Genomic DNA, 12,812 nt, shown 5'->3' on the forward strand with positions numbered 1-12,812 from the left:
TTAAAGTTTTGCAGTATCTAGCGCCAAGTGGCTGTAAGTATGCCATTGGCTTAAATCATTTGTGATAATTTTTTCACCAGCGTTTGCACCAGCTGTGATGAGTAAATCTTTGCCCGTTAGCTCGCCAAAGGTGATCTCTTGTTGCTGTAATTGCGCTTGATTCGCTGAGTGTTTATAGAGCAGTTGCGCACCGAGAGGTTTTAATCCTGGTTGCTGGCTCACATAGAGGGCATTTTCTTTACGCTCAACAAATACTAAAGCATTGACAGGCTGCGCAGGGCGCAGGTTGGTCGGTAATGGTTCACTCAGGTGTACTTCGGCAATAATAAAGCCGTTTTCGACTACGGATGTTAGTTGCTTAACTGTGCCTTTTAACATGCCTGATGGATGTTTTAGTTCGACTCGAGCACCAAGTGTTATGCGCTCAGCAATGCGTTGCGGAATATTTAATTTAGCCATTAGTTGGCTTTTTGAGCCCACTCGCGCCATAGCTTGTCCTTGGCTTACTCGCTGACCAAGTTCAATATCTAAGCGCTGTAATGTACCTGCAATCCCTGCGATGATTGTTAATGCCGTCACTTTATTACTGACTAAATCTACTTGTTTTTGTTGCTGTGTTAATAAAATTTGTTGCTGCTGCAGTTCTAACTTGTGCATTTCTTTTTGTTTTTCAAAACGGTAGATTGCAAACTCAAGACGCTTTTTAAGTTGTTGGTATTTCAACGTAGCTCGTTCTAAATCAATTTTGGCGGCGATACCTTGCTCTGATAAGCGCTGATTGACATCAACATCTAATTTAGCGCTTTGTATTTGGCTATCAATATCAGCAAGCTCAGCTTGAAAGGTCAGTTGCTCATTTTGTTTTTGAAATTTAAATGCAGCAAATTCAGAGTGCATACGTTCTAGCTTGGCTTGAGCTTCAAAAAATTGCTGTTCTAGATCTGGGTTGGTGAGTTTGGCAATCACAGTGTCAGCTTCAACATCTGCGCCAGCACGTAGATAAATTTCACTAACTTGACCAACTGCAGGGGCACTAATTAGGCGCTCATAGCGTGATGCATATTGACCATACACCGGCGTCATAATATCAATATCACCTTGTTGGACGGTCACCACATTGAGCGTACTCGCATTTAGCTGCGGCACAGCAGGTTGCACAGCAAAATAGCTGATGCTTGCAAGCAGTATGAGTGCGGCAACAATGAGGGCTATTTTAACTTTGTTTAGTTTTGTGGTTTTCTCAATATTAATATTCATAATCTACAAATCTACGTGGTTGATAGTGTAGTTAATGAAAGTTTGATGCCAGAAATAAATACTGTTTATTTTCAGTTGGTTAAATTTTTATATGGTGATTATAAAGTGATAGCTGTTCGATATCGAACACGCAGGTGTTCGGTTTTAAAAATAAAAAAGGCCACACTTGAAGGTGCGGCCTTATTATTGCGTGGTTAGTTATGCTTCGAGCGCTTTATTGATTAGGCGATCGATATACTTTTTATGTGCTTTTGTCGCTGTATCTGCACCCCATGGCGTGCTGCTGTCTGCAATTTGAGTTAATTGATAAAGCGCTGCAGTTTTTGCTAAGTTATCGTGCTTGCTTGGTTTACCTAGTCCCGCGATAGCAATTAGCTGATTGACATATTCAATTTGCAAGTTATGACTGATTGAATTAGCTGCTTTACTGTCAATAAAAATACTCGCCGTTAAATCGTTCATAAACTGACTTAAGCTATATTCATTACCGTATAGTGCCGTGTCTGAGATGCGTTGCATAACAGCGGGGTGAAGTAATTGGGCTAATACTGATTTTTGCATCCCCAAAATCATTTTATGTGGTTTTGGATCTTCATTTTTGCCGTAATGATTAAAGCCGCGACGTTGTTGTTGCATGTAGTTATATAGAGGCTGCATGCTGGTAAGTACATCTGGGGCAAATACATTTTTCGCTAAAATTTGCATGGCTTGTTGTTGGCGCTCTAGTGGCACAGGGGTAAATGGTGCAACAGCATCATTACCACCCACAACAGCGCGCTCTACGTAGACTCCGCCAATTTGGCGAGAAATTATATTCGCTTGGGTGCGATATTGACCAAATAAGCTGTTTGCTGAGATCAGTAATTGTTGGTGTGACTCACCAGCAACACGCGCTTTATCTTTGAGCTCAGTAAACAGTTTGTTGATTAGCGCCATGCGATCAGCACCATACGCTGCTGGGTTTGATGACATATCGCCAATCATCACGCGAGGATCAATATGTCTACCGGGTGCGCGCATATCATCGGCATCGTTACCAAACGCAAGTTTGTGTTCGATTGAACGGGCTAAAATCTTTTCAAGGCGTTGCTGTTCAGCTGCTTCATCCGCTAATGCTTGGCTGTAACCAAACTCAATTGCCCAATCATCATAAGGACCAGGCTTGGTTTGGAAAATATCACCCTGAGCCATACCAATAGGAGAAATATTAGCAGGGGCATAATCCATCACTGAACCTGTTACGATCCCTTGTGTTTTATTTTTGTCGTGAACGTCTTTTTCATTCCACAAAATGGATGATTTCATATTGTGGTTTAAACCTAGTGTGTGGCCAACTTCATGTAGCACTAGTTGGGTTAAACCTTGACGTAAAATTTCTTTGTCTTCAATGCTTGCACCGGTTGAAAGGCTGTTTGCTAGCATCATATTTTGTTGTATTTCATGTCCTAGCGAGCAGTTTAGTTCACCGGTATTAGCAGCACCATTGCTGTGGCTCATAGTGCCTTGTGTAAATAGCGTATCGTAAATCCAGCGATTTTTCATAAATACAAACTCAAGCATGATGTCTGAGCCTAAAATTTCACCGGTTAATGGGTTTGCTAGGGCTGGACCGTAGCCGCCAAATGGTGGCTTTGGTGATGAAGTCCAACGTAGCACGTTGTAGTTGATGTCGCCTGCGTCCCACTTTGCATCATCCGGCTGGATTTTTACTTCTATAGCATTTTTAAAACCAGCCTTTTCAAATGAGCTATTCCATGCCAGGGTTGCTTTTGCAATGGTGTCGCGCCACTCAATTGGGGTGGTGTTTTCAATCCACCAAGTAATTGGTTTTACAGGTTCGGATAACGCAGCGCTTGGATCTTTCTTTTGTAAGTCCCAACGCTTGATCACATCATTATATGGTGCCCAGTCTGGGGAGGTCATTTGATCAAACTGATTTGTGAAATAACCAATGCGAGCATCGTCAATACGAGATTGGTAATCATTCTTTGGCAGTGCTACGAATGAATGCTGTACCTTTAAGGATACGTTGCGAGGATCACTTACTGCACTTGAGCCGCGCACGCTTGGGTTAGCATTTTCAAATACGTAGTCAACAACAACATCGAGGTTATTAGGGTAAGGGCGCTGTTTGATAATACGTGACTTTTTGTCGCTCAATTTACCAAGATTAAAGCGTTTTTTGGCATTTTTATCATCTGGGTTTGGCCAAGGAGAAACTTTATGTAGTGCTTCACTTAAAAATAGTTTGTTTACATTAAAAGCAATTTTGCCTTGCTCTTGTTTTTCAATCTTAATACTAGCTAGTACCGCTTCACTGATGTTTGCATTAGCAGCTTTTGCAATAGCACTACTTTCATCAAACTGGTAACGAGGTGTTTTACTGATAATGTCTATGCGATCAAAATACTTTCTAAATTCAATAAGCTTTGTTTCACGATAAGCCCCACGGAAGTGACCAGCATCAGTAACGCCATCGACAGTATGGGCAAAGTACACAAATGGGGTATCAAGCTGTGATTCATCAATTACCATTAAGTGATCACCGGTTTTTTCATCTTGATAGAGGCTAAATATCCCCGCAAACTCGGTTTTATCTTTGATCAGCTCGGCAATGGTTTTGTCTTTTTTTTCGTCTTTTTTATCTGCGGCCAAAGCGTGGCCGTTGGTCGCTAAAGCTAAACTTAATGCTAGCGTAATGGTTGTTAACTTCATTTTATACTCTTTATTTTACTTGTTAAAATCTTATTCAGTGTACCCAAACTGACTCGGGAAGAAACAAATCTAGGATGAAATTCCTAAGCTTGTTTTTATCATTTTGATTTATATGGTTTATTTTTTATATCAAAATATAACAAAAAATATTAAATAATAGATTAACAATGGTTTTTTAAAGCTTTTTAAAGATATCAATTTTTTTGTAACAGTTGCTTACAAATGTCACGTTAATGTTTCATTCAGCTCTGTTATTATGGCTTTAGTAAAATATTAAGGGGACTGATTATGCGAACAACGATATTAAAATGGGGACTTCCTTTTGTCGCGCTTGGCATAGGGATTGTTGGCTTTGTGGGAATTAATGCGATTGCCCAAGAACCAGAAAAAAAAGAAATAGTCGACACTCGGCCGGTTGTAAAAGTTGAGGCTGTGGCTGCCAACGATCACCAAGTAATGATTAACAGTTATGGTGAAGTAAAACCGTTGGAAAACACACAGCTTTCAGCACAAGTGTCAGGTGAAGTTGTTAGTTGGCATCCTAATTTTGTCGCCGGTGGTATTGTTGGACGTGGAGAAGTTCTATTTACTATTGAAAAAGATAATTACGAAGCGGCTGTACTGCAAGCTGAAGCTGAACTAGCTCGTGCGCAGGCGATGTTAATTGAAGAGCAAGCGCAAGCCAAAGTAGCAGAAGACGAAGCTAAGCGATTCCCTAGCAAAGCACGCACCGATTTATTTTTACGTAAGCCACAAGTGCTAAGTGCACAAGCGTCAGTTAAGTCAGCGCAAGCAGGATTAAAACGTGCACAGCGTGATTTAGACAACTGTGAAGTAACCGCTCCATACGATGCATTAGTTATTAATCGTAATGTTGGTGTGGGTCAATTTGTTTCTATGGGCGCACAAGTTGCTGAATTAAATAATATTGAAACCGCTGAAGTCATCATACCTATAGCTGGGTTTGATAGTGTTTTTTTACCTGAGCGCGTCAAAGGCGTCACTGCAACAGTGATTAAAACGGGCTTAAATGGTTTTACTCGCCAAGCGGTAATAGATCGTGATTTAGGTATTGTTGATAATGCTACGCGTATGAGTAGTTTGGTTGTTCGAATTGACGATCCGTATGGTTTAGTGAATAAACAACCAGCGATTAAGTTTGGCACTTATGTACAAGTTAATTTTGCCGGCACCATGCTTAATAATATCTATCGTTTACCGCAAGAACTGGTGAATAACCAAATGGTATGGATAGTTAATGATGAACAGCAACTTGAACCACGTAAAGTGAAAGTGATCCGCGAAGAAGGAGAGTTCTTTTATATTAGTGATGGTTTAGAGGCTGATGATCAATTAGTTGTTACCTTACCGGAGTATCCACAAAAAGGCATGGCAGTAAAAATTGCAGGCCTTCAAGATGCTAAAGAAATAGAGGCACCGAAAAGTGCATCTACTGAACAACTATAAAAGGTAGATTGAGTTATGAATAACACCGAACTACCCAACAAGGCTAAACAAACAGGGGTAATTGCTTACTTTGCTAATAACTCTGTTGCTGCTAATTTAATGATGTTTTTTATCATTGTAATGGGGTTGATAAGTTACTTTACGATTCAGCGACAAATGTTCCCTAATATAGAAATTAACTATATTAATGTGTCGGCGAACTATCCTGGGGCCTCGCCACAAGAAATTGAAGAAAGTATTCTAATAAAAATTGAAGAATCATTAAAAGATATAACAGAGATAAAAAAAGGGGTGTATCGCGCATTTCGAAATGGCGGCACGGCCAGCCTTGAAATAAACACTGATGCCGAACTTACCGACGTGCTTGATAAGGTAAAACTACGCGTTGATGGTATTGCCACTTTCCCTGCTGGAATGGAACCGGTCACCATAAGTCAAGTGGAGTTTCGCCAAGACGTAATAGGTATGACGCTGGTGGCCGACTTACCCTTAATTGAATTAAAACCTATAGCCAATCAAATTGAGAATGAGCTGTTACAGCTATCTAATGTGTCATTGGTGGTTAATGACGTTCCTCTGGATGAGATCGCAATAGAAATTGAACCAGATACATTACGCCAATATAATTTAACTTTGTCGGACGTGGTAAATGCTGTACGTCGTTATTCGGCTAACTTTTCAGCTGGGCAATTAAAAACAGATGCAGGAGTTATTTCGGTTCGTGTAGAGAATCAGTTTTACTCGGGTGAAGAGTTTAGACAAATTCCGGTTAAAATTGGCGCTAATGGCGCAAAAGTATTACTACAAGATATTGCTGTTATTAAAGACCAGTTCACTGAAGGGGAGCGTTACTTTAAGTTTAACGGTGAAAATGCGGTTTACTTATCGGTAAAAGCAACCGAAGATCAAAATATTATTCCGGTGGCTGACTCGGTAAAAGCGTATATTGATCAAAAAAATAAAGAGTTACCGCTCGGTGTGCGTTTAGAGCCATTAATGGACTTTACCTACTACCTAAATGCGCGCTTAGATATGATGAAAGCTAACTTATTTCAAGGCGCTATTTTGGTAGCAATCATGCTTTCGTTATTTTTACGCTTTAAATTAGCGCTATGGGTAATGATTGGCTTACCTGTGTGTTTTTTAGGGGCGATGATGTTGATGCCGCTGTTTGGTGTCACTATTAATATTGTGTCCCTGTTTGCCTTTATTATGGTGCTGGGGATTGTGGTGGATGACGCCATAGTCATAGGCGAAAGTGCCTACACCGAAATAGAGAAAAAAGGCGGTGGTGTTGTTAATGTGGTCAATGGCGCTAAGCGAGTGGCAACCCCTGCAACCTTTGGTGTACTAACAACTATTGCCGTGTTTGCTCCGTTTACGCTTTCGAGTGGTCCTGAAAGTGCCTTCTTTTATGGTATTTCAGTGGTGGTTATTTTATGTTTAGTTTTCAGCCTCATTGAATCTAAATTAATTTTACCAGCACATATTGCGCATACGCATTTCTCACCTATTAATCCTGATGGTTGGCGAGCACGTTTTAATAACCGTTTTTTTGGCTTTGTTAATGGCCCTTATAAACAATTTATAGTGAACTGCATAAAATGGCGCTGGACGGTGATGTTTGGTTTTATTGCGCTGTTAATTTTAACCTTTGGTTTAATTTCATCTAATCAAGTGCGTATGATCCCTTCACCTAAGGTACCTCATGACTTCCCGCAAATTAATGTAGAAATGAACGACAATGTATCCGACATTCAAACCATTAATGCGATACGTGAAATTGAAGCTATGGTGCTAGAGGTTGATAGACAAACAGAGCGTGAAGAAGGCCAGAAGATGGTGCGTGATGTGCTAGTGTTCAATCAAGGTCGCACTGAAGCGCAATTACTCGCACCATTAGTTGACGAAGAACTGCGTCCATATAATGCATTTGAGCTATCTCGACGTTGGCGTGAAGCGATGCCGGTTATCGCTGGTGTCAAATCATTAACTATTCAAGATGATGTTGGCGGCGGAGGCGGCGGTAGTGGTGGCGAGTTTGGCTATTTACTATATGGCTCTGATATCGATACGCTTAATGATGCGGGTCGTCGTTTTATACAGCTATTACAACAGCAAGAAGGTTTGTTTGATATTAGCTCAACTATCGATCCTGCCAGTAAAGAAGTGCAAATGAGCTTAAAACCAGTTGCCTATGACTTAGGCTTAGATCTGGCGGCAATTGCGAACCAAGTAGGTGCAAGCTTTTATGGTGGTGAAGCGCAGCGCGTTATTCGCCGTGGTGAGGAGGTTCGGGTGATGGTGCGTTATCCTAAGCTCACTCGTGAGGCATTTTCATCACTTAAGCATGCGGTTGTTACAACGCCACAAGGCCGAGAAGTTTTATTAGGTGATGTGGTTGAGCTAACAGAAACACCGGGCATTAGTTATATTCGCCGTGAAGGTGGTTATCGTACTGTTTACGTTTATGGCAACATTGACGAGGAAGCAATTGAACCGAGTGAGGTAGTCAAACAAGTTAAAGAAAACTTACTACCACAGCTTCAAGAAGAATACCCAAGTGTTAAGTCTGAATTAGGCGGTGCAATAGAAGAGCAGCAAGCGCAAGCAAATGAGCAGCAACTGTTTTTTGCAGGCGGGATGATTTTAGTTTACATATTATTGGCCGTACCGCTTAAAAGTTATTCACAACCTTTAATTGTAATGTCGGTTATTCCATTTAGTCTGACAGGAGCAATTTGGGGTCACTTTTGGTTTGGCTTAGACATTAGTCTAATGTCGGGTTTTGGATTAATTGCCGCAGCAGGGGTGGTTATTAATGACTCCTTGGTAATGACTGATTTTATTAATCAAGCACGCCGTGCAGGAATAGATATTAAAGATGCGGTTATAGAGGCCGGTTGTGCTCGTTTTAGACCTATATTGCTGACATCTATTACTACATTTGCAGGCGTATTGCCGATTATGTTTGAAACCAGCTTACAGGCTAAATTTGTAATACCTATGGCAGTTGCACTTGGTTTTGCTGTGATGTTTGCAACCTTAATTACACTTATTTTAGTGCCATGTCTGTATATTATTTTAACGGATATTGGGGGTTTGTTTAAACGTCCATTTACTAGCCAAAAGGTTAAAGTAAGCTAACTTTGAGTGTTAAGGTTTTGCTTACACCATAATAAAAAGCCAACCAGCTTAAGGTTGGCTTTTTTATTTTATGTCGACACAACTAAGTGTAAGCTTCTGAATTGTATGTAATAAATCATGTTTGAGCAGCTGTTTATAATACTGGTAGCTTTGAGTTTAATTACAAGAGGCCAGCTATTGAGACGTAAATTAACCTTGTTTTTACAGAAAATCTCTTAACCAGAGTGCAGGTTAATTAAACTTAAGTGCCAGCTTTAACTTTTGATTACATTCTTTAGTTTGATCTTCGAGCTATGTCACACTATACTCACGCTGTTTTGGCAAACTAACCGAAAGGTTAGGACGCAAAGTTTCCGGTCTAAGGTTTTAGCATTAAAACTAAGATAGCGGGGCCGTCGCACAGGGTAATACCAACCTCACTGTGTGTCATCAGCCCTACAATGTAGTTAAAAGTATTTCTTTTATCCAATAAATGCTGGATAGTACCTATTAGATATTCTTAAGGTGTTGCTTTGTTTATGCATACGTCATTGGCCTGTGGAAATTGGATGCCAATAGGTTGTCTAAATCATCATACCCAATTGTTTGTAGGTGATATGGTGACGGTGACTTTTTATGACACGCAAGGAGAGCTAGTCGATTTATCATTTCAATATGAAATTATCACCGAAGAACAAGGTGAGCCACATAATTGGCCACGCTTTGTCGCGGAATATATTAATACTCATATACCCTTAGTCGAAGCAGGAAGAATGACTGAGCAAGGTTTAGTGGTAGCTTATCGTTCAAACCAGATTTATGCACTCGAAGGTTGCGGGATTACTCGTGCGGAATTAACTTTTCAATGTATTGCTAAATGTGATGATTACCAGGTTGTTAAGCCCGCATATGATTATATCTATCCTGAAAAGTGTGGTGTATATAATGCGGGTGTAAAAGTATTACAGCCAAAAACAGGCTTAATTTATAAATGTAAACCTTGGCCTTTCAGCCAGTTTTGCAATGTGAAAGAAGAAAATAATCCACTTTACGAGCCCGGTGTTGGACAAAGTTGGCACCTTGCTTGGCAGCAAGTTTCCCCTTAATGCTATTTAGCATTTTTCGGCCCACTCATTGAGTGGGCTTTTTTATGCACTTTTGAAAATTATGTTAAACTCCAGCCATCGAAATTTTTTATTGGTTTTTCTGTGGCTCTATCAAACTTATCGTTGTCTTCACTTCCTAATGCTCCTGTTGCGCGTAAACAGCCGCACACGTTAACAACACACCAAAAAATACGCATTGATGATTATTATTGGATGCGTGATGACGAACGTACAGATCCAGCGATGCTGGCACATTTAGCTGCTGAAAATGACTATTGTGAACAGCAACTAGCGCCTATTCAGTCTTTTCAGAAGCAACTGTTCGAAGAACTAAAAGGGCGTATTGTTAAAGACGATAATACTTTTCCCGTTAAAGATGGCCAGTATTGGTATCACTCTGAAGTACGTGGCGATGATGAATATTCTCGCCATTACCGTAGTCGTCAGATGGATGCCGCAGATAAGCAGCTACTGTTAGATGTAAATATACTTGCAGAAAGTTTTGAATTTTATGAATTAGGCGAGGTGGCAATTAGTCCTAATGAACAATTGTTGGCTTACTCTGAAGATACCGATGGTCGTCGTATCTATACTGTAAAGTTTAAAGTTATTGATAACGATGATTTACTTGAAGATGTATTAGAAAACACCGAAGGGCAAATCGTTTGGGCAAACGACAATAAAACGGTTTTTTACGTAAAGAAAGACCTTAAAACGTTATTAGGTTATCAAGTTTATCGCCATGTATTAGGTACTAAGCAAGCGCACGATGTATTGGTATATGAAGAGCAAGATCGAAGCTTTTTTATGGGGCTTGGTAAAAGCCGTGATGAGGGGCTGATCATTATTGATTTAGCCACTACAGAAACGAACGATACTTGGGTGCTAGATGCTGATCAGCCGCAAGGAGTGTTTACTCAGTTACTGCCACGCGAAGAAGGGCATGAGTTTGATGTTGATAAACTCGGCGATACGTTTTATATCGTGACTAATTGGCAAGCTAAAAACTTTCGTTTAATGACGGCTAATACAAGTACCATTGCAGATAAAACACAGTGGCTTGAGCATACCCCTCATCGTGATAGCGTTTTATTAGAAGGCGTAGAGCTGTTTGACGATTTCTTGGTGCTTACTGAGCGCGAGCAAGGACAAACACGCTTTGTGGTCATTAATAAGCAACAGCAGCGTATGACCTTAGAATTTGATGATCCTTGTTATTATGCTGCCATTGCAATGAATCCTGAGCATGATACGCACGTAGCTCGTATTTATTACTCAAGCCTCACCACGCCAGGTTCATTATTTGAAGTAGACTTAAATAATGGTGATAAAACTTTATTAAAACAACAGCAAGTATTAGGCAGTTTTGATCCGCAAAACTATGCCTCTGAAAGATTAATGGTAACAGCGCGTGATGGTATTAAAGTGCCCGTGTCGCTGGTTTATCGTAAAGATAGTTTTGCTAAAAATGGCACTAATCCACTGTTTCAATATGGTTATGGGGCGTATGGCATAACCATCGATCCGAGTTTTTCGAGTACCTCATTAAGCTTACTCGATCGTGGTTTTGTGTATGCCATAGCACATGTTCGTGGTAGTGAGATGTTGGGCCGTGATTGGTACGAGCAAGGCAAAAAACAACATAAGCAAAATAGCTTTAACGACTTTATTGATGTAACCAAAGCATTGGTTGAGCAAGGTTATGGTGCGCAAGATAAAGTGTTTGCTTCAGGCGGTAGTGCCGGTGGCTTACTAATGGGAGCGGTTGTTAACCAAGCGCCAGCGCTTTATTTAGGAATTGGCTGCCATGTGCCATTTTTAGATGTGCTAACCACCATGCTGGATGAGTCAATACCTCTAACTACCAATGAATACGATGAATGGGGTAATCCAAATGACCCTGCCTATTATGATGTGATTGCTCAGTATTCACCGTATGACAATATTACCGCACAGGCATACCCACATATTTTAGTGACTACCGGTTTGCATGATTCACAAGTGCAATATTGGGAGCCGATGAAGTGGGTGGCTAAAATGCGTGAATATAAAACTGACGATAATATTTTGGTGTTTAAAACCGATATGGATGCCGGTCACGGCGGAGCATCAGGGCGCTTTAAAAGCTTGGAAGAAAAAGCATTAGAGATGGCTTTCTTTATCAGTTTGGCTGATTAAGTGTGATTTTCTATTCAATTGAGTTTCACTATGTTTGGAGGTACTTATATGTTTAATGTGCATGGGCGCTAGGAATACTCAATTGAATCACCAACGATATATATCAAAGTGATTGGTTGTTTTAATCGAGAAGGTATACAGGCTTTTACCAAGGATGTATTTGCTTATTTAGCAAAGTTGCCGCCTCAATCTATTGAATATGCGGTGATTAATTTAGTTGAGTTTGAATTAGCGACCGCAGATAGCTTGGCGGTTGCAACTGAATACTTTCATGGTGTTAAAGCGCGCGGTTATAAACGTGTTGTTTATATTCAAGCAAGTGCTGTAGCCAAAAGTTTGCTGGAACATATCTGGCGGGGTAGCGATATGGATATACAATTTTACGATGATATTCCAGGTTACTTAGCTAAGCACCCGGAACATCTATATATTAAAACCTGGTTATGATTAATTTAAATATGCTTTAAGCATCCACACTAGCTTCTCTTGCTCAGTTATATAATCACTCATCAATGAAGCCGTACCTTCATCTTGTGCATCACTTGCTTGCTCTAAAATATCGCGCTGCATTTTAATTAGCGTGCTGTAACCAGCGAGTAAGTTTTCGACTGCTGCGACACCATCACTGATATTTTTTGCTTCTTTAATTTTGCTGATCTCTAAGTAATCAGAAAATGCATGCAGTGGTGCGCCATCAAGCGTTAAAATACGCTCAGCGACTTCATCTACTTTTAAAAGTAATAGGTTATAAATTTCTTCAAACTTGATGTGTAGTTCAAAAAAGTTGCGACCTTTAATATTCCAATGAAAACCGCGGGCATTCATATATTGAATTTGATAACTACTTAGCAGGGTATTGAGTGACTTGACGATATCTTCACTTTTCGCGCTGTTAAGACCAATTGCGTTTACCTGTGACATAACTTCTCCTTAATAAACTGATAAGATGTTTTCTAAACAATG

Annotated in this window: 8 protein-coding genes and 1 riboswitch; of the genes, 5 read left to right on the plus strand and 3 right to left on the minus strand. The window is 40.2% G+C overall.

Translation table 11 applies throughout. From position 1 onward, the window contains the following. Together H5183_RS01175 and H5183_RS01180 are read right to left on the minus strand one after the other, a co-directional pair. Positions 1 to 1,257: an efflux RND transporter periplasmic adaptor subunit gene (locus tag H5183_RS01175; RefSeq protein ID WP_182730697.1), complete on the minus strand. Its 1,257-nt coding sequence runs from the start codon at positions 1,255 to 1,257 to the stop codon at positions 1 to 3. Between the two features lie 198 nt (positions 1,258 to 1,455). Beyond that, positions 1,456 to 3,972, minus strand: coding sequence for a zinc-dependent metalloprotease (locus tag H5183_RS01180; RefSeq protein WP_182730698.1), 2,517 nt, complete (start codon positions 3,970 to 3,972; stop codon positions 1,456 to 1,458). 288 nt (positions 3,973 to 4,260) lie between these two features. Here H5183_RS01180 and H5183_RS01185 point away from each other — a divergent pair, with 288 nt between their 5' ends. The 5 genes from H5183_RS01185 to H5183_RS01205 all read left to right on the plus strand — a co-directional run bounded on the left by H5183_RS01185 (position 4,261) and on the right by H5183_RS01205 (position 12,296). Next, on the plus strand, positions 4,261 to 5,439 hold the full coding sequence (locus H5183_RS01185) for an efflux RND transporter periplasmic adaptor subunit (RefSeq protein ID WP_145240236.1): 1,179 nt from the start codon (positions 4,261 to 4,263) through the stop codon (positions 5,437 to 5,439). A gap of 15 nt (positions 5,440 to 5,454) precedes the next feature. Then, positions 5,455 to 8,586: an efflux RND transporter permease subunit gene (locus tag H5183_RS01190; RefSeq protein ID WP_145240238.1), complete on the plus strand. Its 3,132-nt coding sequence runs from the start codon at positions 5,455 to 5,457 to the stop codon at positions 8,584 to 8,586. A gap of 309 nt (positions 8,587 to 8,895) precedes the next feature. Beyond that, positions 8,896 to 8,986, plus strand: a riboswitch (cyclic di-GMP riboswitch). Positions 8,987 to 9,104: 118 nt separating this feature from the next. After that, positions 9,105 to 9,671: a chitin-binding protein gene (locus H5183_RS01195; RefSeq protein ID WP_145240240.1), complete on the plus strand. Its 567-nt coding sequence runs from the start codon at positions 9,105 to 9,107 to the stop codon at positions 9,669 to 9,671. A gap of 102 nt (positions 9,672 to 9,773) precedes the next feature. Beyond that, positions 9,774 to 11,849, plus strand: a complete 2,076-nt coding sequence (locus H5183_RS01200) for a S9 family peptidase (RefSeq protein ID WP_182730699.1) — start codon at positions 9,774 to 9,776, stop codon at positions 11,847 to 11,849. Between the two features lie 108 nt (positions 11,850 to 11,957). Then, the gene (locus H5183_RS01205) at positions 11,958 to 12,296 is read left to right on the plus strand and encodes a hypothetical protein (protein WP_182730700.1); all 339 of its coding nucleotides are present in this window, start codon (positions 11,958 to 11,960) and stop codon (positions 12,294 to 12,296) included. Here H5183_RS01205 and H5183_RS01210 read toward each other — a convergent pair whose 3' ends face one another. Further along, positions 12,297 to 12,770, minus strand: coding sequence for a Dps family protein (locus tag H5183_RS01210; protein WP_145240248.1), 474 nt, complete (start codon positions 12,768 to 12,770; stop codon positions 12,297 to 12,299). Positions 12,771 to 12,812: the final 42 nt, after the last annotated feature.

The organism is Pseudoalteromonas sp. SR44-8, assembly GCF_014163635.1.
GTDB lineage: Bacteria > Pseudomonadota > Gammaproteobacteria > Enterobacterales > Alteromonadaceae > Pseudoalteromonas > Pseudoalteromonas rhizosphaerae.

What these genes read in the sequence shown, in the direction of transcription:
- H5183_RS01180 (WP_182730698.1), bottom strand. Translation starts at nt 3,972, where the DNA reads ATGAAGTTAACAACCATTACGCTAGCATTAAGTTTAGCTTTAGCGACC.
- H5183_RS01195 (WP_145240240.1), top strand. Translation starts at nt 9,105, where the DNA reads ATGCATACGTCATTGGCCTGTGGAAATTGGATGCCAATAGGTTGTCTA.
- H5183_RS01175 (WP_182730697.1), bottom strand. Translation starts at nt 1,257, where the DNA reads ATGAATATTAATATTGAGAAAACCACAAAACTAAACAAAGTTAAAATA.
- H5183_RS01185 (WP_145240236.1), top strand. Translation starts at nt 4,261, where the DNA reads ATGCGAACAACGATATTAAAATGGGGACTTCCTTTTGTCGCGCTTGGC.
- H5183_RS01210 (WP_145240248.1), bottom strand. Translation starts at nt 12,770, where the DNA reads ATGTCACAGGTAAACGCAATTGGTCTTAACAGCGCGAAAAGTGAAGAT.
- H5183_RS01190 (WP_145240238.1), top strand. Translation starts at nt 5,455, where the DNA reads ATGAATAACACCGAACTACCCAACAAGGCTAAACAAACAGGGGTAATT.